Source organism: Streptomyces sp. (genome assembly GCF_035645055.1).
In the GTDB taxonomy this organism is placed as follows: domain Bacteria; phylum Actinomycetota; class Actinomycetes; order Streptomycetales; family Streptomycetaceae; genus Streptomyces.
In genome coordinates this window covers 78,430-103,988 of sequence record NZ_DASQNH010000001.1, presented here as the reverse complement: position 1 = coordinate 103,988, position 25,559 = coordinate 78,430, and the positions used below count along the sequence as shown (strand labels likewise).

At 73.1% G+C, this 25,559-nt stretch carries 25 protein-coding genes and 1 pseudogene; 13 read left to right on the top strand and 13 right to left on the bottom strand.

Translation table 11 applies throughout. The annotated features are described in order from the left end of the window. Nucleotide 1: 1 nt before the first annotated feature. The 5 genes from VE614_RS00485 to VE614_RS00465 all read right to left on the bottom strand — a co-directional run bounded on the left by VE614_RS00485 (nucleotide 2) and on the right by VE614_RS00465 (nucleotide 5,208). Nucleotides 2-1,162: a DegT/DnrJ/EryC1/StrS family aminotransferase gene (locus VE614_RS00485; protein WP_324930028.1), complete on the bottom strand. Its 1,161-nt coding sequence runs from the start codon at nucleotides 1,160-1,162 to the stop codon at nucleotides 2-4. Beyond that, nucleotides 1,159-1,827, bottom strand: a complete 669-nt coding sequence (locus tag VE614_RS00480) for a transaldolase family protein (protein ID WP_324930025.1) — start codon at nucleotides 1,825-1,827, stop codon at nucleotides 1,159-1,161. The genes VE614_RS00485 and VE614_RS00480 overlap by 4 nt, the downstream gene beginning before the upstream one ends. 176 nt (nucleotides 1,828-2,003) lie before the next feature. Continuing rightward, the gene (locus VE614_RS00475) at nucleotides 2,004-3,194 is read right to left on the bottom strand and encodes a metallopeptidase TldD-related protein (RefSeq protein WP_324930022.1); all 1,191 of its coding nucleotides are present in this window, start codon (nucleotides 3,192-3,194) and stop codon (nucleotides 2,004-2,006) included. Next, nucleotides 3,191-4,498 (bottom strand): glycosyltransferase, encoded by a 1,308-nt coding sequence (locus tag VE614_RS00470; protein WP_324930019.1) that lies wholly within the window; start codon nucleotides 4,496-4,498, stop codon nucleotides 3,191-3,193. The genes VE614_RS00475 and VE614_RS00470 overlap by 4 nt, the downstream gene beginning before the upstream one ends. A 29-nt stretch (nucleotides 4,499-4,527) precedes the next feature. After that, complete coding sequence (locus VE614_RS00465; RefSeq protein WP_324930016.1) at nucleotides 4,528-5,208, bottom strand: maleylpyruvate isomerase family mycothiol-dependent enzyme; 681 nt, start codon at nucleotides 5,206-5,208, stop codon at nucleotides 4,528-4,530. 475 nt (nucleotides 5,209-5,683) lie between these two features. On the opposite strand from VE614_RS00465, the gene VE614_RS00460 reads away from it, so the two are divergent. The 4 genes from VE614_RS00460 (at nucleotide 5,684) to VE614_RS00445 (ending at nucleotide 11,027) form a co-directional block, all read left to right on the top strand. Beyond that, nucleotides 5,684-7,363, top strand: a complete 1,680-nt coding sequence (locus VE614_RS00460; protein WP_324930013.1) for a (2,3-dihydroxybenzoyl)adenylate synthase — start codon at nucleotides 5,684-5,686, stop codon at nucleotides 7,361-7,363. 32 nt (nucleotides 7,364-7,395) lie between these two features. Continuing rightward, entirely contained in the window at nucleotides 7,396-8,736 is a 1,341-nt protein-coding gene (locus VE614_RS00455) for a salicylate synthase (RefSeq protein ID WP_324930011.1), read from the top strand. 162 nt (nucleotides 8,737-8,898) lie between these two features. Beyond that, complete coding sequence (locus VE614_RS00450) at nucleotides 8,899-9,948, top strand: methyltransferase (protein ID WP_324930008.1); 1,050 nt, start codon at nucleotides 8,899-8,901, stop codon at nucleotides 9,946-9,948. Nucleotides 9,949-9,971: 23 nt separating this feature from the next. Then, nucleotides 9,972-11,027, top strand: a complete 1,056-nt coding sequence (locus VE614_RS00445) for an NAD(P)-dependent alcohol dehydrogenase (RefSeq protein ID WP_324930005.1) — start codon at nucleotides 9,972-9,974, stop codon at nucleotides 11,025-11,027. Between the two features lie 18 nt (nucleotides 11,028-11,045). On the opposite strand, the gene VE614_RS00440 is transcribed toward VE614_RS00445, so the two are convergent. After that, a complete protein-coding gene (locus tag VE614_RS00440; protein WP_324930001.1) occupies nucleotides 11,046-11,618 on the bottom strand; it encodes a GNAT family N-acetyltransferase in 573 nt (190 codons plus the stop codon). 426 nt (nucleotides 11,619-12,044) lie between these two features. Between VE614_RS00440 and VE614_RS00435 the strand changes: the two genes are divergently transcribed. Next, a complete protein-coding gene (locus VE614_RS00435) occupies nucleotides 12,045-15,215 on the top strand; it encodes an AfsR/SARP family transcriptional regulator (RefSeq protein WP_324930297.1) in 3,171 nt (1,056 codons plus the stop codon). Between the two features lie 12 nt (nucleotides 15,216-15,227). Here VE614_RS00435 and VE614_RS00430 read toward each other — a convergent pair whose 3' ends face one another. Then, entirely contained in the window at nucleotides 15,228-16,916 is a 1,689-nt protein-coding gene (locus VE614_RS00430; protein WP_324929998.1) for a bifunctional 3'-5' exonuclease/DNA polymerase, read from the bottom strand. Nucleotides 16,917-17,177: 261 nt separating this feature from the next. Further along, nucleotides 17,178-17,930, bottom strand: a complete 753-nt coding sequence (locus tag VE614_RS00425; RefSeq protein WP_324929995.1) for a Clp protease N-terminal domain-containing protein — start codon at nucleotides 17,928-17,930, stop codon at nucleotides 17,178-17,180. 81 nt (nucleotides 17,931-18,011) lie between these two features. Here VE614_RS00425 and VE614_RS00420 point away from each other — a divergent pair, with 81 nt between their 5' ends. Continuing rightward, entirely contained in the window at nucleotides 18,012-19,139 is a 1,128-nt protein-coding gene (locus VE614_RS00420; protein ID WP_324929992.1) for a DUF2786 domain-containing protein, read from the top strand. Nucleotides 19,140-19,152: 13 nt separating this feature from the next. Here VE614_RS00420 and VE614_RS00415 read toward each other — a convergent pair whose 3' ends face one another. Continuing rightward, on the bottom strand, nucleotides 19,153-19,710 hold the full coding sequence (locus VE614_RS00415) for a DUF4232 domain-containing protein (protein ID WP_324929989.1): 558 nt from the start codon (nucleotides 19,708-19,710) through the stop codon (nucleotides 19,153-19,155). Nucleotides 19,711-19,746: 36 nt separating this feature from the next. On the opposite strand from VE614_RS00415, the pseudogene VE614_RS00410 reads away from it, so the two are divergent. Beyond that, nucleotides 19,747-20,184: pseudogene (locus VE614_RS00410) on the top strand (FUSC family protein); the annotation flags it as partial. A gap of 60 nt (nucleotides 20,185-20,244) precedes the next feature. Here the strand turns inward: VE614_RS00410 and VE614_RS00405 are convergent. From VE614_RS00405 to rpmB, 3 genes are all read right to left on the bottom strand, one after another. Further along, complete coding sequence (locus tag VE614_RS00405) at nucleotides 20,245-20,694, bottom strand: hypothetical protein (RefSeq protein WP_324930295.1); 450 nt, start codon at nucleotides 20,692-20,694, stop codon at nucleotides 20,245-20,247. A gap of 150 nt (nucleotides 20,695-20,844) precedes the next feature. Beyond that, on the bottom strand, nucleotides 20,845-21,150 hold the full coding sequence (rpsN, locus tag VE614_RS00400) for a 30S ribosomal protein S14 (protein WP_324929986.1): 306 nt from the start codon (nucleotides 21,148-21,150) through the stop codon (nucleotides 20,845-20,847). Then, the gene (rpmB, locus tag VE614_RS00395) at nucleotides 21,150-21,386 is read right to left on the bottom strand and encodes a 50S ribosomal protein L28 (RefSeq protein ID WP_324929983.1); all 237 of its coding nucleotides are present in this window, start codon (nucleotides 21,384-21,386) and stop codon (nucleotides 21,150-21,152) included. Before rpmB ends, rpsN begins: the two co-directional genes overlap by 1 nt. A gap of 62 nt (nucleotides 21,387-21,448) precedes the next feature. Between rpmB and rpmG the strand changes: the two genes are divergently transcribed. From rpmG to VE614_RS00370, 5 genes are all read left to right on the top strand, one after another. Next, nucleotides 21,449-21,613, top strand: coding sequence for a 50S ribosomal protein L33 (rpmG, locus tag VE614_RS00390; protein WP_030573688.1), 165 nt, complete (start codon nucleotides 21,449-21,451; stop codon nucleotides 21,611-21,613). Between the two features lie 6 nt (nucleotides 21,614-21,619). Next, complete coding sequence (locus VE614_RS00385) at nucleotides 21,620-21,868, top strand: type B 50S ribosomal protein L31 (RefSeq protein WP_324929979.1); 249 nt, start codon at nucleotides 21,620-21,622, stop codon at nucleotides 21,866-21,868. A 5-nt stretch (nucleotides 21,869-21,873) separates the two neighbouring features. Beyond that, a complete protein-coding gene (locus tag VE614_RS00380) occupies nucleotides 21,874-23,004 on the top strand; it encodes a CobW family GTP-binding protein (RefSeq protein WP_324929975.1) in 1,131 nt (376 codons plus the stop codon). Between the two features lie 6 nt (nucleotides 23,005-23,010). After that, on the top strand, nucleotides 23,011-23,247 hold the full coding sequence (rpsR, locus tag VE614_RS00375; RefSeq protein WP_324929971.1) for a 30S ribosomal protein S18: 237 nt from the start codon (nucleotides 23,011-23,013) through the stop codon (nucleotides 23,245-23,247). Nucleotides 23,248-23,570: 323 nt separating this feature from the next. Next, nucleotides 23,571-23,786, top strand: coding sequence for a DUF397 domain-containing protein (locus VE614_RS00370; RefSeq protein WP_324930292.1), 216 nt, complete (start codon nucleotides 23,571-23,573; stop codon nucleotides 23,784-23,786). Between the two features lie 87 nt (nucleotides 23,787-23,873). On the opposite strand, the gene VE614_RS00365 is transcribed toward VE614_RS00370, so the two are convergent. Beyond that, nucleotides 23,874-24,347, bottom strand: coding sequence for an ATP-binding protein (locus tag VE614_RS00365; protein WP_324929968.1), 474 nt, complete (start codon nucleotides 24,345-24,347; stop codon nucleotides 23,874-23,876). A 384-nt stretch (nucleotides 24,348-24,731) separates the two neighbouring features. Between VE614_RS00365 and VE614_RS00360 the strand changes: the two genes are divergently transcribed. Then, on the top strand, nucleotides 24,732-25,556 hold the full coding sequence (locus VE614_RS00360) for a helix-turn-helix transcriptional regulator (protein ID WP_324930289.1): 825 nt from the start codon (nucleotides 24,732-24,734) through the stop codon (nucleotides 25,554-25,556). Nucleotides 25,557-25,559: the final 3 nt, after the last annotated feature.

Genomic DNA, 25,559 nt, shown 5'->3' with positions numbered 1-25,559 from the left:
CTCAGCTCCTCGTGTCCTCGTGGGCCGCGCGGACGGCCGCCACGACCCGCTCGACGGCGCCGTCGTCCATGCCCGGGAAGATCGGCAGGGACAGCAGCCGGTCCGCCGCCGCGTCCGCCACCGGGAACTTCTGCCCGTCGCGCACGGCGTGCTTCGCGTACCAGCTGAAGTGGTGCAGCGGGATGAAGTGGACGCTGGTGCCGACGCCGAGCCGGTGCAGCTCGTCGCGGAACGCGTCGCGGTCCGCCCGCATCTCCTCCAGGCGCAGCCGCACCGGGAAGAGGTACCACGAGCTGAGGTCGTCGGCGGTGTCCGCGGCGGGCAGTTCCAGGTTCGGCAGGTCGCCCAGCTCGCGCAGATACGTTCCGGCGATCGCGGTCCGCGCGGCGTGCAGCCGGTCCGCCTTGGCCAGCTGGACCCGGCCCATCGCCGCCTGCACGTCGGACATGTTGTATTTGAAGCCGGGGCGGTCCACGTCGTAGGCGGCGCGGGCACCCGGCCGGTAGCGGTTGACGGCGCCCCGGCTCAGCCCGTGCAGACTCCACACCCGGGCCTCCTCGGCGATCCGGGAGTCGTCGGTGCACAGCATGCCGCCCTCGGCCGTGGTGATCGGCTTGGTGGCGAAGAACGAGAACGCCGACACATCGCCGACCTGCCCGGCGCGATACGGGCCGCTGCTCGCCGGCAGGGTGTGCGCGGCGTCCTCCAGGAGCGCGAGGCCGTGCCGGTCGCACAGCTCGCGCAGCGGACCGGGGGCGGCCATCCGCCCGCTGAAGTGCACCGGGACGACGGCCTTGGTCCGCTCGCCGATCAGCTCCGCCACCCGCGCGGGGTCGAGCGTGAGGTGCGTCGGCTCGACATCGGCGAGCACCGGGGTGGCACCGGTGTGCACCACGGCGGCGGCGGTCGCGGTGAACGTGATGGTGGGCACGATGACCTCGTCGCCGGGGCCGACGCCCAGCGCGAGCAGCGCCAGGTGCAGCGCGGCGGTACAGGAGTTCAGCGCGACCGCGTGCCGGGTGCCCACGTACGCGGCGAACTCCTGCTCGAAGGAGTCGGCCTCGGCGCCGGTGGACACCCAGCCGCTGCGCAGCACCCGGGTGACCGCCTCGACCTCGGCCTCGTCCAGGGTCGGCTCGGCGAAGGGGACGTAGTCGCTCACTTGGTGCCCGCCTTCAGTCCGGCGTCGGCGTTGAACTGCTGGACGGTCACCCGGGAGTAGTGGTGGTCCAGCCAGCGCTCCAGCAGGGCGGGCGGCACCGTCACGACATCGGCCCCGGCGCTCAGCGCCTTGGTGATGTCACCGGCCGTGCGGACGCTGCCGATGAGCAGCTGGGTGGACAGGCCGAACCGGCGCAGCAGGCGGGCGGCGTCGGCCACCACGGCCTCCGGCGAGCCGCCCTCGTCGGCCACCCGGCCCCACAGCAGGCTCGCGTACCGCGCGCCCGCCTTGGCCGCGGCCAGCACCTGCGCGAGGCTTAAGCAGGCGGTCGCGTTGACCGGTATGCCCTGCCGGCTGAGCGTGGCCATCACGTCGAGGTTGGGCCGGCCGTCCGGGCGGATCACCGGCACCTTGATCACGATGTTCTCACCGAGCGTCCGGTAGCCGAGGGCCTGCTGGACCATCTCGTCGTGCGTCTCGCCGGCCACCTGGATGGACACGTCGCCCGGGGCGACCTGCCGGGCCAGTTCGCGCACCATCTCGCGGGCGTTGTCGACCCCGGCCTTGCGCAGCAGGGTCGGGTTCGTGGTGACTCCGTCGACGATGCCGTGCGGCAGCCATCGGGTGACCGCGTCCAGGTCGGTGGTGTCCAGGAAGATCTTCATGAGTGCTCCAGATTCGAGGGAGGGCGGTTCGGGGGGAGGCGGTTCGAGGAGGGGCGTTCCGGGGGCATGGGGAAGAGCGGGCATGGGGCATGGCGAAGAGCGGGTGCGGAGGACGGGGCCGGGCCGACGGGGAGCGCGGAGGGCGCCGGGGCGCCGCGGTGCGACGGGGTGTGGGCTTACGGCACCAGTCGCAGATCCGCGCAGAGCACCGCCGGGCAGCGCACCACGCAGCCGCCCCAGGTGACCGGCACGGTACGGGCGGGGCCGAGCCCGCCCGTGATCCGGCGCAGCAGGTCGGGGACGGCGACGGTGAAGCGCACCGTCCCCACGGCGGCCCGCGGGACGCCGTCCTCCACCACCGCGCAGTAGTCCCGCGTGGAGCCGGTGACGGTGCCCGTCCGCGCGGACACGACGCTGATGTACTGCACCCGTTCGACGCGCAGATACGGGCCGGCCGGCTCGGCGGCCGGCGGGCACCGGAGGGTCAGCGCCGCCGGGTAGGCGCGCAGGCCGTCCACCGAGCGGGCCGCGCGGCCGGTGGAGGGCCGGCCGAGGGCGGCGGCGCCGCGGTGATCGGTGGCGTACCCGGTGACCCGGCCGTCGCGGACGAGCGGCAGCGGGGCGCTGGGGGTGCCCTCGATGTCGAGGGTCCAGCCGCCGAGCGCCGCGGGCGTGTCGGTGATGTCGACACCCGCCGCCGCGACCTGCCGCCCCGCCCACCGGCGGTCGAACTCCGGGGCCGACTCCGGGTCCTGCACGGCCAGCCCGACGCTGGCGTACTCGGCGAGGAGTTCGGCCAGGGCGAGGGGCTCCAGCACCACCTGGGTGGGCAGCGGGCCGCGGTGCGCGGGCAGCGGCTCGCCCGGCACGACCAGTTCCCGCACGTCGAGGTCGCCGGGCGCGCCGCAGGCGGCCCGGGTGCGGCGTACGCCGTCGCGGACCGTGGTGACGATGACGTTGCGCCGGACCATCGTGCCCAGGGCGGTGCGCTCGTGTCCGTCGACGGTGGCGGTGGCGCCGTACACGTCCTCGACGCGCCCGTGGACGCCGGGGCCGAGCGCGGCCAGTTCGCGCAGCAGCGCGACGCGCTCCCGGGAGCCGGTGCGGGAGGCCGCGGCGACGGCGTCGGCGCACTCGTCGGCGAGCCGCCCGGCGCCCCGCAGGGCGTCCCGCGAGCCGACCACCCGGTGGCGGGTGGGCGCGGAGCCGGCGGGCCGCTCGGCGTACTCGACGACGTCGTGCTCGACATGGCTGGTCAGCGCGGAGCCGGCGAACTTCAGGGTGCCGGAACGGACCTGGCGCAGGGTGCGGACGCCGGCGGGAGCGGTGGCCGGGGCCGGGCTACAGTCCCCTTCGGGCGAGTTCACAGTTCGCTCCAGCGACATATGGCCGAGGAGACCAGCTCACGGATGTTCGCCAGGAAGTCGCAGTCCGCGCGCACGATGCCGGCGGCGGCCGTGCGCATCGCGGCGCGTTCCTCGTCCGTCAGGGCCTGAGCCGTCCGCAGCGCCTCGGCGACCGCGGGAGCGGTGCGGGCGGTGAGGAGGCCGGCGCGTCCGCCGTCGACGAGTTCGGGGAGGTTGCCCGCGTCGGCGGCGATGACCACCGCGCCGGACCGGCGGGCGACCCACATCGCCTCCATGGGCGAGACGGCACCCGGCTCGGCCTCGCCGAGGAAGGCGGCGGCCAGGGTCCGTTCGGACTGGAGCAGCGCGGAGATGGTCTCGAAGGGCTGGCCGGCGAGGAACACGGCCCGGACGCCGAGGCGTTCGGCGAGGTTCTGGAGGTCGGGGGCGGGGCGGCGGTTGGCGATCACGGGGACCACGCCGGGTACGTCGGCGGCCGCCTCCAGCAGCAGGTGGTAGCCCTTGTCGAGGTCGGGGGCGCTGTTGCGGCCCCACATCACCGCGAGCCGGCCCTCGGCGGGCAGTCCCAGGGGGGCCAGGCGCTTGGCCACGGTGTCCTGGTCGAGGAGGGCGAACAGCGGGTCGTCGAGCGGAATTCCGCTGCGGTTGGGGAGCAGGGAGCGTCGCGGTATCGCATACGTCCGCTCGTAGAGCCGCGCCGTGTAGTCGGAGATGTACGCCACCGTGACATGCGGTGTCTGCCGCGCCCAGAAGGCGACGTCCGCGTCGGCGGCGATCTCGGCGGGGGCGGGGGGAAGCGCTGTCTCATGTGTGGCGAGGCCGAAGGTGTGCACATGGAGGACGCGTGCGGCCAGTGGGCCGCCCAGTCTCTGGATCATTCCCGCAACTTGTGCAAACGCGCTGGTTCCGGAAACCGCGATGACGCCGTCGTAGCGTTCCGCCGTTTCCAGGACTAATTGAGCTCCGGCCGCGGACAACGCGTGTAAGAAACGGTCGCTGCCCCACTGCTCGATCCCGTCGCTGTCGCTGATCAACCGGACGGCCCGGCCCCCGCGCTCCTCGAGATGAGCGGCGACCCGCCGCCGGCGCTGCTCGTCGTATCCGGCAGCGCTCTCGCGATAAAACGGCTCACCGAGAATGAAGTCGATATCCCAGCCCTGCGCCGACCATTCGGCGCAAATGGAGTCCTGCGCCCTGAGCACGTTCTCGACATACCGGGCCACTCCTCCCTGGGAGACCTGCCCGCCCTCCAGCATGAGCCATACGACGGCCATGCGCCGCTGCTTCGAAGCCGCTTCAGCCATGAGAATCCTCGACTTTCCCATCCCCCGCGTCACAGGAGGACTTTGAGTTTTTCGATGAGGAGCCGGACGTGGGGATCGGAGGTGACGGATTCGAGCGGCAACCGCTGACTGACGGCGGCGACGAACTGTTCGTCGGTGAGTGTCACGCGGGCGGTTTCGTCGCTGACGGAGATGGTGTTCGTGCCCTCGTGCACGTCGAGGGAGACCGGGACCCCGCGTTCCTCGACCGCGTAGCGGGAGAAGGCGAAACGCCAGGCCAGGCGTTCGGCGCGGTCCTCGTCCGGGACCGGCACGCCCATGTCGTCGCTGTGGGTGGCGTATTCGGAGGCGATGTGCCAGCACTGGAGGCCGACCGCGTAAGGGCCGTAGCTGGTGCTCAGCGGTGCGTCGGGGGGCATGGCCCGCCATCGGGCGTGGACGTCGGTGTGGCGCTCGATCCACTCGTCGAATACCTGCGTGTGACTGAGGGGCCGGCGTAACGCCACGTGGAGGACGTTGTACGCCTCGTCGTCCTCGCCCCAGTCGCCCCAGGCGCGCAGCGATTCGATGTCGTCGCGCAGGCAGTGCTGGTTGTACAGCTCCCCACTGGTCAGGTGGGCGACGACGTCGTGGACGTCCCACTCGGTACATCGGGTGCCGCGTGACCACCGTTGGTCATCGGCGTCGGTCAGCCATGCCCTGAGCCGGGCGGTCTCCCGGTCCAGGGCCACGATGCCGGAACCCAGCCGACGTAACCCCTCTTTTTGCCACTCTAAGGAATAGGTCTCATGCCCGGGTAACAATGTGCTCTTCCCCCAGAAGCGATGCGGCATATATCGAATGCGCCGGATCAACGTCTATCAGAGCACGTCAGGACCCGTCAACGGTTGCACTAAGCGATGGCAAAGGGGCGGGGGCCCGCCCGTCACGCGAGGGCAGTCGGGCGGTTATTAAACGTGCGATACGTCACATGGAAAGGGGTTGCGTCGGCCGACGTGCCATGGATACCGTGCCGCGAAGATCACCGGCAATCTCGCTGTACGGCCTGACCCGTTAATCGCCTCGGTCGGCCGGAAGAGTTGCGCAGCAGCGCGCGCTCGATTCTCTGTTTCTCGCGAGTTAATACAGCGAACATTCTTTGGCCACCTCACAGACGCTCATGACTGGGCGCGCGCAGCGTGATTTTCCGAGCAGGGGGAGTTCAACGTGAAGCGACGTGGCATGGTTCCGTGGCCCACGGAATCCGCGGCCGTCTACCGAGCGGCGGGCTACTGGCTGGACCAGCCCCTCGGCCGCCACCTCTGGGACTGGGCCGGCCGCTACGGCGACCGCACGGCCCTCGTGGACGGCGACCGGCGGCTCGGCTACCGCCAACTCGCCGTCCGTGTCGACACGTTGGCCGAAAACCTGCTGGAGCTGGGACTGCGCCCGGGACAGAACGTGCTGGTGCAGCTGCCGAACTGCTGGCAGTTCCTGGTCACCGTCCTGGCGTGCGCGCGTGTCGGGCTCGCGCCGGTGCTGGCGCTGCCCGCGCACCGGCGGCGCGAACTGGTCCATGTGGCCACCGAGGCGGAGGCCACCGCGGTGGTGGTGCCGGCCTCGTGGAAGGACTTCGACTACGAGGAACTGGCCCACCAGGTGGCGGACGCCTGCCCCGGCGGACCACGGGTCCTCGTCACCGGCCGGCCACGCCGCGCGGACAGCGTCGCCCTCGACCCGCTCATCGGCCCCGCGGACGGCCCCGGCCCCGGCGATGGCTCCGGCCCGGACGAAGCCGAGGACGTGGCCGCCCGGCGCCGCCGGCTGGACGCCGTGGACGTCGATCCCGAGGACGTCGCCTTCCTGCTGCTGTCCGGGGGAACGACCGGTCTGCCCAAACTGATCGGCCGGACCCACAACGACTACGAGTACAACGCCCGGCGCAGCGGCGAGGTCTGCGGGTTCGGCGAGGACACCGTCTATCTGGCGGTGCTGCCGGTCGCCCACAACTTCCCGCTCGCCTGCCCGGGCGTCCTGGGCACCTGGGGTGTCGGCGGGCGGGTCGTCATGGCACCCTCGGCGCGGCCCGAGGTCGCCTTCCCGCTGATCGCCCGCGAGCGGGTGAACACCACCGCCGTGGTGCCCGCCGTGGCACAGCGCTGGCTCCAGGCGGCCGGTCCGGGCGGCGCGGACCTGTCGAGTCTGCGCCAGCTCCAGGTCGGCGGCGCCCGGCTCGCCCCCGAGCTGGCCCGCCGGGTGCCCGGCGAGCTGGGCTGCGCCCTGGTGCAGGTCTTCGGGATGGCCGAGGGCCTGCTCAACTACACCCGGCCCGACGACCCGGCCGAGGTCGTCGCCACCACCCAGGGCCGGCCCATCAGCCCGCATGACGAGATCCTGATCGTGGACGAGGACGGTGCTCCGGTGGCCGAGGGGGAGAGCGGCGAACTGCTGACCCGGGGGCCGTACACCCCGCCCGGCTACTTCCGCGGCGGCCCGCACAACAAGCGCGCCTTCACCCCCGACGGCTGGTACCGCACCGGCGATGTCGTGCGCGTCCACCCCAGCGGCAACCTGGTGGTGGCCGGGCGGTCCAAGGATCTGATCAACCGCGGCGGCGAGAAGATCTCCGCCGAGGAGGTCGAGGACATCGCCTACACCCTGCCGCAGGTGGTGGAGGCCGCCGCGATCGCCGTTCCCGACGAGGAACTCGGGGAGCGGATCTGCCTGTGCGTGGTCCTGAAAGAGAACGAAACCCTGGAGCTGGCCGACGTCGTCGAGACGTTCTCCCGCTCATCGATCGCCCGCTACAAGTTCCCCGAGCACCTGAGGATTCTGCCGAGCCTTCCGCACACGCCCGTCGGCAAGATCGACAAGAAGGCGCTGCGCGCGGAGTTCGTGACCTTATGAAGCTCGCCCGAGGGATCGAAGAAGAGGATGCCGTGCCCACTCAGCACATATACCGCCACGAGCGGGAAGTCCCGATGGTCAGCGACCCGCTGGCCGTGGCGGCCCGGCTGGCCGAAGCCTGTGCCACCGAGCCACATCTGCTCTACGAGAGCGGAAACGTCTGGTCGTTGGGCTGCGGAGTCCTCGCCGAGATCCGGCTGAGCCGTGGCGGCATCACCTACCGATGTGCCGACGACCTCCGCGAACTGCCCTGGCAGGACGACCCGCTCCGCACCGTCGAGCAGCTGCTGGCGGACCTTCCGGTGGAGAACTGGCGGGCCTACGGCTGGGGCGGCTTCGACCTCGCCTATGTGAACGCGGGACTCACCGAACTCGTCCGCGACGAACAGCTCCTGCACCTCGTCGTGCCCCGCACCGAGGTCCGGCTGGACAGCCGCCGGGCGCTGCTGCGCAGCGTCGACCGGGAGCAGCTGGAAACCCTGGCGGAGGTGCTCGCCAAGCCCGCCGAACTGCCCGTCCACCGCACCAGCCCGGTCGACGTGGAGACCGCCCTGGCCCAGGAGTACCGGGCCGCCGTGGACCGGGCGGTGGAGGAGATCCGCGGTACGGCGCTCCAGAAGGTCATCCTGTCCCGCCGGGTCCCCGTCGACCACCCCGTCGATCTGCTCGGCACCTATATCGAGGGACGCAAGGCGAACACGCCCGCCCGCTCCTTCCTCATCGGCTTCCCGGACATGCGGGCCGCCGGATTCAGCCCGGAGATCGTGGCGGAGGTCAGCGCCGACGGCCGCGTGGTCTCCCAGCCGCTGGCCGGCACGCGGGCGCTCACCGGAGACGCCGAGCGGGACCGGGCCACCCGCGAGATCCTCCTCAACGACGTCAAGGAAGTCTTCGAGCACGCGATCTCGGTCAAGGTCTCCTGCTCCGAGATGAACGAGGTCTGCACCCCGGGCTCGGTCGTCGTGGACGACTTCATGACGGTCAAGGAACGCGGCACCGTCCAGCACCTGGCGTCCAGCGTGTCCGGCAGGCTCGCCGACGGACTCAGTGCCTGGGACGCGTTCAAGGCGCTCTTCCCCGCGGTCACCGCCTCCGGTGTCCCGAAACGGGAGGCGTACCGGAGCATCAGCCGCAACGAGCCCCACCCGCGCGGACTGTACAGCGGCACCGTGATGACGGTGGACAGCTCGGGCGCGATGGATTCCGCTCTGGTCCTGCGCACCCTCTTCACCGACCACACCGGCTCCGGACGCTCCTGGCTGCAGGCCGGCGCCGGCATCGTCGAACACTCCACCGCCGAGCGCGAGTACCGCGAGACCTGCGAGAAGCTGCTGAGCGTCGCCCTGCACATCGTGCCCGCGCAGCGGCAGTAGCCCCGTTCACGCGGGCGGGACGCCCCTCCCGTTCACCGCAGGCGGACGTCACCCGATCACCGCTCCGGCGGCCCGGTCGGTCCACCCGTACCTCACCTCCGAGGCCAGCCGCCCGGCACACCCGTGTCCCGGGCGGGACACGCACCGAGAACAGGGAATCCCATGGCAATCAGCAAGGACCAGCACCAGGAAGTCCTGTCGCACCTGATCTTCGGCACGCTGCGCGCGCAGGTCTTCCGCGCCGCCGGCCAGCTCAGGCTCGCCGACCATCTCGCGAAGGAGCCGCTGACCAGCGCCGAACTCGCCGCGAAGGCCGACCTGCACGAGCCGTCGCTGCGCCGGCTGCTGCTGGCGCTGGAGACGATGGACGTCGTCACCCTCCTGGACGGGGAGAAGTACGAGCTGACGTCCCTCGGCCAGCGCCTGCGTGAGGACGTCCCGGACTCGGTCCGCGACCTGGTCCTCTGTTACAACGGCCAGGCCACCTGGCACTGCTGGAGCGACCTCGCGGACATCGTGCGCACGGGTGTCAACACCTTCGAGCGCGTCGACAAGAAGAACTACTTCGAGTACCTCAAGGAGGACCCGGAGGAGTACGCGCTGTTCAACGGCGCGATGGCCGACGACTCCCGCAACTCCGCCGAGAGCATCGCGAACGGCTTCGACTTCTCCCGCTTCGGCACCGTCATGGACGTCGGCGGCGGCAACGGCACCCTCATCTCCAACATCGCCGCCGCGCACCAGGGCGTCCAGGGCATCGTCTTCGACCTGCCCACCGCGGTGGACACCGCCGAGAAGCACTTCAGGAGCAACGGCGTCGAGGACCGCTGCCGCGCCATCGGCGGCGACGTCTTCACCGAGGTGCCCGGCGGCGCCGACGCGTATGTGATGAAGAGCTTCCTGCACGACTGGGACGACGAGCACGTCACCACCATCCTCACCAACATCCGCAAGGTCATCGGCGAGAACGGCCGGGTCCTGGTCGTCGAGCCGCTGCTGCCGGACAACGCCCACGACGTGCCGTCGTTCTTCGGGATCGTCACCTCGGACCTGGACCTGCTGGCGGCCACCCAGGGCAAGATCCGCACCACGGACGACTTCCGCCGGCTCTTCCGGGCGACCGGTTTCGAGCTGACCGAGGTGACACCGCTGGGCTCCTACGAGTTCTCCACCCACGACCACTACAACGTCCTCGAGGCCGTCCCGCGCTGACCGGCCGGACCAGGAGCACCCCCGTGACGACCGTCCCCGCCCTCGCCGCCGCCGCTCCGGGCGCCCCGCTGGAACCCACCCGCATCCGGCGGCGCCCGGTCGGCGAGCACGACGTCCTCATCGAGATCGCGTACGTGGGCATCTGCCACTCGGACATCCACCAGGTCCGGGAGGAGTGGGGCGCGGCGGCCTTCCCCATGGTCCCCGGGCACGAGATCGCGGGGGTGGTCACCGAGGCCGGGCCGGGTGTCACCCGGTTCGCCGTGGGCGACCGGGTGGGCGTGGGCTGCCTGGTGGACTCCTGCCGCCGGTGCGCGCACTGCCGGCGCGGCGAGGAGCAGTTCTGCGCGGAGGGCATGACCTCGACGTACAACGCGGTCGGCCGGGACGGCGCGCCCACCTACGGCGGGTACAGCACGCACATCGTCGTCGACGAGAACTATGTGCTGGCCCTCCCCGACGGCCTCGCGCCGGCCGAGGCGGCGCCGCTGCTGTGCGCCGGGATCACCATGTACGCGCCCCTGGTGCGCTGGGGTGCGGGCCCGGGCCGCCGGGTGGCGATCGCGGGCCTGGGCGGACTCGGCCACCTCGGGGTCAAGCTCGCCCGGGCCATGGGGGCGGAGGTCACGGTGCTCAGCCGCGGCCCGCGCAAGCGGGAGGACGCGCTGCGGCTGGGCGCGGCCCACTTCCGGGCGACCGGCGGGCCGTCCGCCCTCGACGAGCTGAACGGGCACTTCGACCTGCTCGTCAGCACCGCCTCCGCGCCCTTGGACCTGGACGCCTACCTCGGACTGCTGGCGGTGGGCGGCACCCTCGTCCACGTGGGTGTACCGCCGGGCCCCTCTCCGCTCACCGTCGCCGCACTCGTCGACGGGCGCAGAAACCTCGCCGGATCCTTCATCGGCGGGATCGCCGAGACCCAGGCGATGCTCGACTTCTGCGCCGCGCACCGGATCGGCGCGGAGGTGGAGGTCATCCACGCCAAGCAGGTCGACGAGGCGTACGACCGGGTGGTGGCGGGAGACGTCCGCTACCGCTTCGTCATCGACGTCTCGACGCTGGGGCGGGCGGACCGGTGAGGAGCCGTGCTCCCCGGGTCAGCGCAGGTCCAGCCGCATCAGCACGCGGGGATGGCCGGACAGGACGGAGGTGGTGTCGGCGGCGTGGGTGAAACCCGCGCGTTCGAAGTTCTTGCGCAGGCCCGGGTAGGCCATGGTCAGGTCGACGCGGGCGTCACCGTTGTCGAGGGGGTACGCCTCGACGGCCGGGGCGCCGTGCGCGCGGGCGAAGTCGACCGCGCCCGCGATCAGGGCGTGGGAGATGCCCTGCTTGCGGTGGCCGGGGCGGACCCGGACGCACCACACACACCAGACCGGCAGGTCGTCCACGTGCGGGATCCTGCGGTTGCGCGCGAAGGACGTCTGCGCGCGCGGGGCGACGGCGGCCCAGCCCACCGGCTCGTCACCGTCGTAGGCGAGCACGCCCGGAGGGAGATCCGCGCGGCACAGTCCGGCGACGTACTCGCCACGGGCCGGGCCGCGCAGCTCGTTGTTGAGCTTCGAGGGGATCCGGTAGCTCAGACACCAGCAGACGGTCGCCGTGGGCGACTTCGGTCCGAGCACCGCGCGGACGTCCTCGAAGACCGTCGCCGGGCGCACTTCGATGGCCATGGCACCACGATGTCACGATCCGGCCGGTACACACCGGGAACGGGGACTCGAAGGGGAACGGGCAGCGGTGCCCCCGGCCCGGCGCCCGGGTGCGGACGCGGGGCCCCGGTCGTTCACCTCTGACGACCGGGGCCCACTGGCGTCCCGGATCCGGCCGCGGCGGCGACACTCCCCCGAGCAACGCGTTCTACGCGCGCACCGTCGCGCCGGTTCCGATGAAGTGATCACATCAGGCGGCACCAACGGATCGCTAACATGTGGCCAACGGTTCTTCGGAGTGCTGTCTGCCAGTTGGCGCGAAGCCGTCTTCCGGAGCCGGACGTGCGACCCGGGCGACGCCGGGAAACGGCAAGGAAACAGCAGCGGGGTCCCCGCCGGGGACCGGCAGTGAGCGGGTGGCGGGAAACCGTCGTGACGAGGGCGGAAATGCGCCAGGGTGTGATGCGGTTCGGACTGCTGGGCCCACCCGTGCTCTACCAGCCGGCCGCGGCACCCGGTCGGCGGGACACCGCCGTACGAGCCGATCGCGTAGCCGGTCCTCAGGACACCGCCGCACGAGCCGATCGCGCGTCCGCACCCCAGGGCGCCGCCGTGCGCGCCATCCGCAGCCCCAAGGCGCGGGCCCTGCTCGCCGCGCTGCTGCTGGAGGCCGGCCGCGTGGTCTCCGTCGACTCCCTCAAGGACGCGCTGTGGGGCGCCGACCCGCCCGCCTCCGCGCACGCCTCCCTGCACAACCACGTCACCCGGCTGCGCCGCCTCCTCGATGACCCCGACCGGCTGCGCGCGGTCCCGCCGGGCTATCTGCTGCGGGTCGAACCGGACGAGCTGGACGTCCATGTCTTCGAACGCCATGTCGCCGCCGCGCGCGGCGCGCACGCCGCCGAGGACTGGGCGCGAGTGGTGCGCGAGGCGACCGCCGGGCTCGCCCTGTGGCGCGGCACCCCGCTCAGCGGCCTCCCCTCGGACCTGGGCGGGTACGCCTTCGTCCAGCGCCTGGCGGAGGCCCGGCTGCTGCTGCTGGAGTGGCGCTACGACGCCGAACTGGCCGTCGGCGGCGCCCGGCTCGGCGAACTGGTGCCGGAGCTGGCGGAGCTGGCCGCGGAGTATCCGCTGCGCGAGGCCTACCACCGGCAGCTGATGCTCGCCCTGCACCGCACGGGCCGGCGCGCCGAGGCGCTGGCCGTCCATCGCGATCTGCGCGCCCGGCTGCTGGAGGAGCTGGGCGTGGAACCGGCGCCGGCGGTGCGGGACGCGCATGTGGAGGTCTTGCGCGGGGTGCCGCGGGAGAAGCCGTCGCGGGAGCCCGGCGCCGGACCGGCGACCCCGGCCGCCGCCCCCGCCGCGCCGCGGCCCGCGCAGCTTCCCCCGCCCCCGCCGCACTTCACCGGCCGCAGGGCGGACCGCGACGAGCTGCGCGCGGCCCTGCTGGAGCCGGGCGCGGTCGCCGTGGTCAGCGGGATGGCCGGGGTAGGCAAGAGCGCGCTCGCGCTGGATGTCGCACATGCTCTGGCGGAACGTTTCTCCGACGGTCAGCTCTACATCAACCTGCACGGCGCCACCCCCGGCATGACCCCCCTCACCTCCCCCCAGGCCCTCGCCGCCCTGCTGCGCGACCTCGGCACCGGGCCCCGCCGTGTCCCCGACCACCCGGACGCCGCCGCCGCGCTGCTGCGGTCCCTGCTCGCGCCCACCCGCACCCTGCTGGTCCTCGACGACGCCGCCACCGCCGCCCAGGTACGGCCGCTGCTGCCCGCCGGGCCCGGCTGCGCGGTCATCGTCACCAGCCGCTCACCGCTGACCGCCCTCGACGGTGCCCGCCGCTTCCCGCTCTCCCCCCTCACCGGCGAGGACAGCGCGGCACTGCTGCGCGCGGTGTCCGGCCGGGACGGTCTGGACGCCGCCCACCCGCTCGTCCACCTCACCGGCCGGCTGCCGCTCGCCCTGCGGGTCGTCGCGGCCCGGCTCGCGGCCCGCAGCGCCCTCACCCCGGACGTCCTGGCCCATCAGCTCGCCGCGACCGAGGGCCGGCTGCACCACCTGGAGTACGACGACCTGAGCGTGCGCCGCTCCCTCGCGGTCGCCCACGACGCTCTCGCCGCCTCCGACCGCGAGGCCGACCGCGACGCGGCCCTCGCGCTGCGCCGCATCGGTGCCCTCGACCTCCCCGCCTACGGCGCCCCCCTCATCGCCCGCCTCACCGACACCGACGAACGACGCGCGGAGGCGGCCCTGGACCGGCTGGTGGACGTGGCCCTGCTGGAGGAGACGGCGTACGGCAGATACGCGCCCCACGACCTGGTCCGCGATTTCGCCCGGGAACTGTCCCTCCAGCCGGACCCGGTGTCCCTCCAGCCGGACCCGGTGTCCTCCCGGCCGGACCCGGTGCCCGGCGGCCTCCCGCACCCCCGCACTCCGGTCCCCCGCACTTCGGCCCCCCGCGCCGAAACCCCGGCCGCCATCGAAACCGCCCTCCACTGGTACGCCGCGACAGCGGAGCGTGCCCTCGTCGCCATCGTCGAACCCGGACTCGACCAGGACGACCGCCGGCGTCCCACCGCCGCCCAGCCCCCGGAGCACGCGGCGCACGTGGCCGCCACCCCGCACTTCGCGTCCGCCGAGGCGGCCTTCGCCTGGGGCGACACGGAGCTGCCCAACATCGTGACGCTCGTGGAGCGGCACGCGGGCGACCCGGCCCACGACCACCGCACCGCCGCCTACGTCTCCACCCTGATCCGCCTCCTCTTCCCGTACGTCCACCGCAGCGGCCGGGTCGCCGAGATGGAGGTGCTGGGCAGCGCCGCCCTCGACGCCGCCCGCCGCCTCGGCGACCCCGCCGCCGAGGCCTGCGCCCTCGGCGACCTCGCCGGACTCCACTTCCTCACCGGCCGCCAGGGCGACGCCCTCGCCCTGAACGACCGCGCGCTGGAGATCTGGCGGCGGCTCGGGGTGGTCTCCTGGATCCGGCGCTCTCTGAACAACCGCGGGCTGCTGCTCGAAGGGCTCGGCCGGTACGCCGAGTCGGAAACGGCGCTGCGCCAGAGCCTCACCTACTCCCGGCAGCTGAACGACCCGCACGGCGAGGCCGTCACCTACAGCCATCTCGGCAACCTCTACGAGCACACCGACCCGCGCGCCGCGATCGAACAGCACCGCCGGTCCCTCTCCATCGGCATCTCGATCGGCGCGGTCATCGTGCAGCACTCCGCGCACTGCAACATCGGCTACGCCCATCTCACCCTCGGCGAACCGGCCTCCGCCGCCCGGCACTTCGAGGAGAGTCTGCGCATCCTCGGCGGCCACGGCGACTGGCACGGCGAATCCCAGACCCGCCTCGGACTGGTCCGCGCCCTGCGCCTGCTCGGGCACGGCGACCGCGCCGCCCTCGAGTGCGCGGAACTGCTGCGCCGCGCGGACGCCCGCGCCGACCACTACACCGGAGGTCTCGCCCGCCACCAGCACGGTCTGCTGCTGTGCGCCCAGGGTCTGCACGAGCGGGCGTACGAGGAGTGGCGCACCGCCCTCGCCGCCCTGGACGGCACGGACGACAGCGCGGTGACGGCGGAGCTGCGGGAGCTGCTGGCCACCGCCCGGTGCTGAGCCCGGGGCGGCTCACTTGGCGTCGGCATAGCACTCCACCACCGCCGTGGTGAACGGGAACCGCACCGGCGTCTCGCCGAACGTCAGCCGCCCCGCCAGCTCCGCCGCCTCCCGGATCGCCGCGACGACCGTCTCCGCCTCCTCCTGCGGACAGTGCACGATCACCTCGTCGTGCTGGAAGAAGACCAGCTCGGCCGCGAGGTCCGCGCAGGCCCGGCGCAGCGCGGCGAGCAGCAGCAGCGCCCAGTCGGCGGCGCTGCCCTGGACCACGAAGTTCCGGGCGAAGCGGCCGCGGGCGCGGGCGTCGGTCGAGGCGTACCCCGGCACCCAGGTCCGGTCGTCGCCGTCCTCGTCCGCCGCCGGGATGCCGGCCTCCTCCGCCGTGTCCTCGCCCGCCGAGACCGCGGGCGGGCAGGTCCGCCCGAGCCAGGTGCGCACCAGCCGCCCCTCCTCACCGGCGCGGGCGGCGTCGTCGACGTAGGCCACCGCCTTCGGGAAGCGGCGGCGCAGCGCGGCGAGGTTCTTCAGGCCGTCCCCGGAGGTCTGCCCGTAGACCGCGCCGAGGACCGCCAGCTTGGCCTGGGCGCGGTCGCCGGAGAAGGCCCGGTCGGACACCGACTGGTACAGGTCGCTCTCCCGCCCGGCGACCTCCATCAGGCCGGGGTCGCGGGAGATCGCGGCGAGCACGCGCGGCTCCATCTGGTCGGCGTCGGCGACGACCAGCCGCCAGCCGGGGTCGGCGACCACGGCCCGCCGGATCACCTTGGGGATCTGCAGGCCGCCCCCGCCGTTGGTCACCCAGCGCCCGGTGACCGTGCCGCCGGCCTGGAACTCGGGCCGGAACCGCCCGTCACGCACCCAGTCCTGGAGCCAGGACCAGCCGTGGGCGACCCAGATCCGGTACAGCTTCTTGTACTCGATCAGTGGTTTCACGGCCGAGTGGTCGACGGACTCGATCTCCCAGCGCCGGGTGGACCGCACCTTGATCCCGGCCTGCGCGAACGCCCTGACCACATCGGCGGGCAGATCGGGGCGCACCCGCCGCCCGAACGCCGCGGACACCTCGTCGGCCAGCGCGGCCAGCCGCCGGGGCTCGCCGCCGCCCGCGTACCGCTCGCCGAGCAGGTCGCGCAGGACCGCGCGGTGCACGTCCGCGCTCCAGGGCAGCCCCGCGAGGTTCATCTCGGCGGCCACCAGCGTCCCCGCCGACTCGGCGGCCGTCAGCAGCCGCATCCGCTCCGGGTGGGCGGCGCCCTCGTGCCTCCGCTGCTGCTCGGCGTAGACGGCGAGCAGGTCGGCGAGGGGGAGCGGGCGGCTGCCCGCCGGCTCGAAGAGCGGGGACTGCGCGCCCGGTACGGCCGACCGCTGCGGCGGATCCGGCGGGACCGGTCCGCCGCGCAGCCGGGCCAGGGCGGCAGCGGCCGAACGCGGCTCGCCGTACCGCCCCTCGTGGCCGAGGAGGAGGTTCTCGGCGGCCTCGATGTCGTAGCACCGCTCCACTCGCACCCCCGTGGCGAGCAGAGCCGGATACACCTCCGCCGTGGACCGCCACACCCAGCGCGTCACCTCCGGCCGCGCGCGCACGGCCGCCGCCGGGTCCGCCTCCCGCAGCACCGGACCGGCGGGCAGCCCGTCCGGGCCGAGGGGGGCCAGCTCCACGCCACCACCCTCGGCCGACGCGAGCGCCCACCGATCGGTCATGAGGCGAGTGTGACAGGGGGGTCTGACAACGCCCCGGAACAAGCCTCCGGCCCTTGATCCGGAGCCTTCCGCGCCCGCGCCGCCCGGGCGCCAGCCCTCCGGGGCCCAGGGGCCGCTCACCCGGTGCCCGGGCGGCAGCCCTCCGGGGCCGAGGGAGGGGGACCCCCCAGCCCCGGACGCCGTTCCGCCAGGTCCGGACGCCGCTCCCTCGGGTCCGGACCTCAGCCCTCCGTTGCGGACCTCAGCCCTCCGGACCGGGCGTCAGCCCTCCTCCGGAGGCTCGCCCGCGCTCTTCTTCGTCTCCAGGAACTGGGCGAGCAGCTCGGTGACGTACTGCTCCACCGCCGCCTTGGTGATGCCGAGGCCGGACAGCACCCCCTCGCCGTTCTCGAACTCCAGGAGGGCGAGCAGCAGATGCTCGGTGCCGATGTAGTTGTGGCCGAGGCGCAGCGCCTCGCGGAAGGTCAGCTCCAGCGCCTTCTTGGCGTCGGGGCCGTAGGGGACCAGGTCCGGGACCTCGTCGGAGGCGGGCGGCAGCGCGGCGGTCGCCGCCTGGCGCACCTCGTCGAGGGTGACGCCCTGCGCGGTGATCGCGTGCGCGGCCAGGCCCTCCGGCTCGGCGAGCAGACCCAGGATCAGGTGCTCCGGGCGGCCCTCGGTGTTGCGGGCGGCGATGGCCTCGTTGTGGGCGGCCATGACGACGTTCCGCGCGCGGGGGGTGTAGCGGCTGAACCCCTGGCTGGGATCCAGGTCCGCGGACTCCTTGGGCACGAATCGCTTCTGCGCCGCCTGCCGGGTGACGCCCATGCTCTTGCCGATGTCCGTCCAGGACGCGCCCGAGCGGCGCGCCTGGTCCACGAAGTGGCCGATCAGGTGGTCCGCCACGTCGCCGAGGTGCTCCCCGGCGATGACCGCGTCCTGGAGCTGCTCGAGGGGCTGGTGGTGGACCTTCTTGATGGCCGCGATGAGGTCGTCGAGACGTACGGATGACGTGATGTCTGGGTTCGTCGTCATGTGTCAACCGTAGGTTGCACACGCCGCACTGTCAACCGTCGGTTGACACGGTCAGGGCCGGTCGCGTGGCACCATCGCCAGGTGAGTACGTCCAGCACCGTCGACCGCGCCTTCGAGGCCGCCCTGTACGCCACCAACGACACCGGGCTCGACACCGGCGCGTCCCTGCTCGCCGCCGATCCGGGTGCCGACGCGGAACTCGCACGGCGGGGCCGGGAGTTCGTCGCGGGGGCCTGGCGGCGTGGCTGGCAGCCCGCCGATGTCGTCCGGGTCGTGCGCCGCGAGCTGGACGAGGCGCACGTGCGGATCGCCGCGGCGCTGATCCGCGCGCAGGCCCGGGACGACGGCCCGCGCGGGCGCCGCTGGCGGGCCCAGCTGGACGACCTGACCGGCCTGCCCGAGGCGAGCCCGCCCCGCGCGGACCGCTTCTCGCACGCCACGGCGGTCCTGGAGCTGTTCCGCCTGCTGCTGCGCCTGCCCACCCTGGAACCTCTCGACGAGCACCAGCCGGCGTCGGCGCGCCGGGACGCGCCCGCCGAGTCCCGGATGCTCGCCCGGATCCGCGCGCTGCTCGCCAAGGCGGAGGCGACCGGCTACCCGGAGGAGGCCGAGGCGCTGAGCGCGAAGGCCCAGGAGCTGATGGCCCGGCACAGCGTCGACGAGGCGCTGCTCGCGGCCCGCTCCCCGGACCCCGCCGACGCCCCCACCGCCTGCCGGATCGGTGTGGAGGCGCCGTACGAGCAGGCGAAGGCGGTACTGCTGGACGCGGTGGCCGCCGCGAACCACTGCCGCGCGGTGTGGAACGAACCCCTCGGCTTCTCCACGGTGGTCGGCTTCGACGCGGACCTGGAAGCCGTCGAACTGCTCTACACCTCGCTGCTCGTGCAGGCCACGACCGCGATGACGAAGGCGGAGGCGGCGCAGCGCGCGGGCGGGCGCAAGCGCACGAAAACGTTCCGGCAGTCCTTCCTCGCCGCCTACGCCCACCGCGTCGGCACTCGCCTCACGGCCGCCGCGGAGACCCAGGTGACCGACGACCTGCTGCCCGTCCTCGCCTCCCGCGAGGTCGCGGTCACCGACCGCGTGGAGCGGATGTTCCCGGAGACCACCACGACCCGCCTGCGCGGCGTCAGCGACGCGGCGGGCTGGCACGAGGGCGCCCTCGCGGCGGACCGCGCCCAGGTGCGGCACCGCCCGCGCCTCGGCTGACGCGGGGGCGCGCTCAGTCGCCGGCGGTCTGCTGGAAGGGGCTGACCGAGGCCTCCGGCACGCCCCCGCCGCGCAGCGCCACCTCGCCGTACGACCACGGGAAGCCGTGCGTCTCCGAGGCGCCCGGCAGGCGGAACCGCACCGTCTTCACCGGGAGGCTGCGCTCCTCGCCCGCCGCACCGCGCGTGTAGCCGATCGTGAAGGACACGGTGCCTTCCCGGGGCACGCTCACCCGGCGCGCCGCGGCCTCGCCCGGGTCCACGGTCGCGGACGTACCCCCCGCCACCAGGGTGACGCCGGGGAATCCCTGGAGCGTGCAGGCCGCGTCGCCGCGGTTGGTGAGCGTCACGGTGACGTTGCCGAGGTCCCCCGCGGCGGGCGCGGCGTCGACGGGCCCGACCTCCACCGCGAGAGCGCCGAGGACGCACGGACCGGCGGCGGTCCTCTTCCCGCCGGAGCCGTCACGACCGTCACCGCCGCTCCCGCTGTCACCGCCGTCCCCCTCGCAGCCGGACAGCAGAAGGACGGCGGCGAGGGCGCCGGCGGTGACGGTGAGCGGCGGGACGCGCATGAGGAGACCCCCTGGGCTGGCGACGGTGTCGGGACGATCATCACGTACGGGGCGGCGGGACCGTCGCCCGCCTCCCGCAAGCCGCGGGAACCCCTGGTCGCCCTGCGCGGCGCGGCCGGGCTCGCGATCACCATCGGGGTATGCCTGTGGGCGCTGGGCCCGGAGGCGGCGGCCGGCTCGGCGTTCGGGGCCTTCCAGGCGGCGATCGCCACCTTCCGGCGCCGCCGGCGCGCGCGCCCGGAGCTGGCGCCGGCCTCCGGCACGAGCCTCGCCGTCTCCACCTTCCTCGGCTGCCTCACCATCGGCCACCCGCCCGTGTTCCTCGCGCTGCTCGCCCTGTTGACCTTCGTCACCGGGCTGAGCCGGGCCGCCGGCCCCACGACCGGCCTGATCGCCTCCTCCAGCGTGGCGATGATGCTGGTCACGGTCACCCTGCCGACGTCCGTGGCGCAGGCGGCCGTGCACGACGCCCTGCACGAAACCTCGGACGGCGCGAAGCGGCCCCCGGAGCCCCGGTGAGGACGCGGTCCCGTCCTACGACCCCGGCCCCGCCGGCGGCAGTCCCGGCGGCAGCTTCCCGCCCTCGGCCCTGGTGTACGTCTCGGTGCCCGCGGAACCCTCCCAGGTCACCTTGAGCGTGGTCGCCGTGACGGAGTCGACCGTCCCGGTGCCCCGCTCCTCCTGCCCGCCGCCGCAGGACAGCCGGACCGTCCGCTTCCCGGCGGCCTCGCCGACCCGGCCGCCGCACATCGTCCCGCGGCTGGCGAACAGTCCCGCCTCGTCTCCGGTGATCACCAGGGCCACGGCCTGCCCGCCGCTGGTGGCGACCCAGCTGCCCTCCAGCTTTCCGGCGGCGGCGCCGGACGGGCTGTCGCCGGGGGCGGGGGAGGGGGGCGCCGACGCGGTGGGCGTCGCCTCGTCCTCGGAGCCCCCACCGTCACCGCACCCACCGAGCAGCAGCGCGCCGCCCAGTCCCGCGGCCATGGCCACGGCCGCGGCCCGAATCCGCGTGCGCGACCCGCGCGCGTACGTCGCCGAAGTCACTGCGAGCCCCCAGGAAGAACCGGTAGGACGGTACGACCGCAGCAAGCTACCAGGCCGTAACCGCCCCGCCGCCTCCCTCACCGCGACCGGTTACCAGGAGGACTTGCGAACCCCCGGCAGGAACCCGGCGTGCGCCTGCTCCCGCAGTGACACCCGCGACAGCCCGAACGCCCGGAAGTACCCGCGCGGGCGCCCGTCCACCTGGTCCCGGTTGCGGACGCGCGTGGCGCTGGCGTCGCGCGGCTGGCGGCGCAGCTCGGCCTGGGCGGCCGCGCGTTCGGCGTCCGTGCTGGACGGCCGGCGGATGATCTCCTTCAGCTCGGCCCGCCGCGCGGCGTACCGGGCGACGGTCTCCTGCCGCTTCCCGTTCTTCGCGATCTTGCTCTTCTTCGCCATCAGACCCGCACCCCCCGGGCCCGGATCCGCGCCACGGCGGCCTCGATCCCGATCGTGTCGACGGTCTTGATCCCCTTGGTGCTCAGCTTCAGCCGGACGTACCGGCCCTCGCTCGGCAGCCAGTAGCGCTTGGACTGGATGTTGGGGTCGAAACGGCGCGAGGTGCGCCGGTGGGAGTGGGAGATCGTGTTGCCGAATCCGGGCCGGGCGCCGGTCAGCATGCAGTGGGCGGACATGGGTGACGTACCTCTCCTCGATCGCTATCGTAAATGGAATTCATTTTCAGTAACATAGCAGCATGGCACGCAACGAACTCCGCCCGGTCATCAAGCTCCGGTCCACCGCCGGCACCGGCTACACCTACGTGACCCGCAAGAACCGCCGCAACGACCCGGACCGTATGACCCTGCGCAAGTACGACCCGGTCGCCGGCCGCCACGTCGACTTCCGAGAGGAGCGCTGACCCGCCGTGCGCCAGGGAATCCACCCCGCCTACGGTCCCGTCGTCTTCCGTGACCGTGCCGCGAACCACGCCTTCCTCACCCGGTCCACCATGACCAGCGACAAGACGATCGAGTGGGAGGACGGCAACACCTACCCGGTCGTGGACGTCGAGATCTCGAACGTGAGCCACCCCTTCTACACGGGCACCGCCCGCGTCCTGGACACCGCCGGCCGCGTCGAGCGCTTCGAGCGCCGGTACGGGAAGCGGAGCTGAGCGACGTGCCCGACCTCTCCGTCGTGATCGTCGGCGGGCTGCACTCCGACGCCCGCAGGGCGGCCGTCGGCCGGCTGCTCGCCGACGTCCCCGGCAGCGTCGCCCTCCACCACGACCTGGCGACGGCCGCGGCCGGCACCGTGGTCCGCACCGTCCGCGACGCCGGCGGCGTCCGGGACACCGGTGAGGCGCCGCTGGTCAACGACTGCGCGTGCTGCGCGCTGCGCGAGGACCTGGTGCCCGAGCTGCGGCGGCTCGCCGACGCGGGGGACACCCGCCTGGCGGTCGTCGAGCTGTGGGACTCCGTCGAGCCGAAGGCCATGGCCGAGGTCGTCGCGGCCGGCGGCCTCACCGTCACCGGCGTGCTCACCGCCGTCGACCCCGCGCTGCTGCTGCCGTACCTCGGCAACGGCGACGATCTGGCCGAGGCCGGGCTCGCCACGGCCGCCACCGACCAGCGCACCGTCGCCGACACCTTCGCCCGCCAGCTGGAGTACGCCCCCGTCCTCGCCGTCGCCGACTCCCCGGAGGCCGACGACGAGGACCGCGAGCTGCTGGCCCAGCTGCACCCGACCGCCCGCCGGGTCCCGATCGGTCAGGGTGATCTGGCGGGCGCCGCGCTCGCCGGATTCGACATCGAGGCCGCGGCGGCGGCCCAGCACCCGGCCTGCGCGCTGCTGCCCGCCGAGGCCGACGCGCACGGGGTCGCCACCCTCGTCTGGCGCCGGCACCGCCCCTTCCACCCCGAGCGGCTCTACCAGGCCCTTGAGGATCTGACCTGCGCCGCCGCGCGCAGCCGGGGCCGGTTCTGGCTCGCCGACCGGCCCGACACCCTGCTGCACTGGGACGCGGCCGGGGGCGCGCTGTGCGTGGAGAGCGCGGGTCCCTGGCTCGCCTCGCTGCCCGACGCGGCCTGGGAGATGGTCCCGCCGGTGCGCCGGGCCGCCGCCGCGCTGGACTGGCACCCGGAGCACGGGGACCGCTGCCAGCACCTGGTCTTCACCTCGCCGGGCCTGGACCGGGAGGGCCTGCGCGACCTGCTGGAGTCCTGCCTGCTGACCGACGCCGAGTACGCCGCCGGGCGCGACGCCTGGAAGCGGCTGCCGTCCGCCTTCGACACCCTCCTGGAGGTCTGAACACCGATGCCCCGCACGTCCGACCGCAAGCCCGCCAAGAAGAACCGGCCCAATCCGCTGGACCAGGCGGGCGTGACGTACATCGACTACAAGGACACTGATCTGCTGCGGAAGTTCATCTCCGACCGCGGCAAGATCCGCAGCCGCCGGGTCACCCGGGTCGATTCGCAGCAGCAGCGGCAGCTGGCCCGCGCGATCAAGAACGCCCGGGAGATGGCTCTGCTCCCCTACGGGAGCCGCTGACCTCCCGTATCGACGGGCCCCGCCTCACCGGAGGCGGGGCCCGTCGACGTGTGCGGCACGGCCCGCCGCCACACGGGGAGTTCAGGCGGAGGTTCAATGGAACACAAAGCCGATGACATGCGTCTGTTCCTAGTACGGGAACCACTTCGGTAAAGCGGGGGGCAAAGCCGTAGTCACAGGAACACCCCGCGTGCACGTGCATCTGCTCATGCAGCTGCAGGTGAAGAAGGTTATGATCCGGCACAGTTGACCATTGCATCTATGGCCACATCAGCCAGTGCACCACCGGGGAGCGATCTGTGGACCACGACGTGTACAACGGCATGGCCGCCACCGAGCTGCGTGTGGCCTGGCAGAAGAGCAGACACAGCAACTCGCAGGGATCCTGCGTGGAGTTCGCCCGGTTGCCGGGCGGCAGAGTCGCCGTACGGAATTCCAACTTCCCCGACGGGCCCGCGCTGGTGTACACGCGCGCGGAGATCGAGGCCATGCTGCTCGGGGTGAAGGACGGCGAGTTCGACCATCTCGTGGCCGGCTGAGGGACGGCGCGCGGCGCGCCGTGCGGCACGGCTCCGGGATCGCTGTGACGCGCGTAGAACCGTGGCACGCGCGCGTGCCACGGTTCGTCAGTCGGCGGGCTGGAGACGGAACAGCGCCCAGACGACCTTGCCGCTGAGCGTGCCGGCCAGCGGGTGCCACCCCCAGCTGTCGCAGAACGAGTCGACGAGGAACAGCCCCCGGCCGGACTCCGCCGAGAAGTCGTCCGCCTCGCGCGCCACCGGGCTGTCGTTGCTGGGGTCGCGCACCGCGCACACCAGCCGCTCGGTCCAGCGCATCAGGTGCAGCCGTACCGGCGGTTCCTGGGCCGGGGTCCGCGGGGCGCCGGGCACGGCGTGCCGCAGGGCGTTGGTGACGAGTTCCGAGACGACCAGGCAGACGTCGTCGAACCGGTCGCCCAGGTCCCACTGGTCGAGGGTCCTGCGGGTGAACCGCCGTGCGTCACGCACCGCCTCGAAGCGGGCGGGCAGGGCGCAGGAGGCGGCGCTGGAGACGGCCGTGGGGTCCAGCGGCGGAAGGCCCTGCCGTAACGGCTCGAGCATGGTCGATCCATTCGTTGCCATGCGGGGCACTCCCGGAATTCGCGGTCGTTGCGATGCAGCGGTGGCGCGGCACCATGGTTTCGGAAGCGCAGACCAGATGCAAGGGCAGATGCACGTGCACGCGACCGAAATAGTCCCTCCCGTACCACTTCTTGGCCATTTTTTCCGCCATCTTCTGGCCCTGCGTGCCACCTTCTCGTCGCTCGTGCGCTCGCCGCGCGTCCCCTCCGCGTGTCCTCCTGTCCGCAATCTTTGGCTTCTTTCCGTCTGTGTAATCGGGCGAGTACAGCTCGGAGTGTTTTAGTGGCAGACTGCGGGCCCTGAAGACGGTTGGGGAGGCTGGCGAAGGTGAGCGCGGGAGAGCCCGGATCGGTGGTGCGGCGGATGCTGCTCGGTTCGCAACTCAGGCGGCTGCGCGAGGCGCGTGGCATCACCCGTGAGGCGGCGGGTTACCACATCCGCGCATCCGAGTCGAAGATCAGCCGGATGGAGCTGGGCCGGGTGAGCTTCAAGACGAGGGATGTCGAGGACCTGCTGACGCTGTACGGCATCACGGACGAGGCCGAGCGCGGCTCACTGGTCTCGCTCGCCCGCGAGGCCAATGTCGCCGGCTGGTGGCACAGCTACTCCGACGTGCTGCCGAGCTGGTTCCCCACCTACGTGGGCCTGGAGGGCGCCGCGTCCCTGATCCGGGCGTACGAGGTGCAGTTCGTGCACGGTCTGCTGCAGACCGAGGCGTACGCCCGCGCGGTGGTGCGGCGCGGGATGAAGGGCGCGAGCGAGGCCGACGTGGAGCGTCGTGTGGCCCTGCGCCTGGAGCGGCAGAAGCACCTCGTCGCGGAGAACGCCCCCGACTTCCACATCGTCCTGGACGAGGCCGCCCTGCGCCGCCCCTACGGCGACCGCGAGGTGATGCGCGGCCAGCTCCAGCACCTCATCGAGATCTCCGAGCGGCCCAACGTACGGCTCCAGATCATGCCGTTCAGCTTCGGCGGGCACTCCGGGGAGAGCGGCGCCTTCACCATCCTCAGCTTCCCCGAGTCCGACCTGTCGGACGTGGTCTACCTGGAGCAGCTGACCAGCGCCCTCTACCTGGACAAGCCCGAGGACGTCGCCCAGTACGAGACGGCCCTGAAGGAGCTGCAGCGCGACAGCCCCGGCCCGGCCGAGAGCCGCGACCTCCTCCGGGGCCTCCTCCAACTCTCCTGAGAC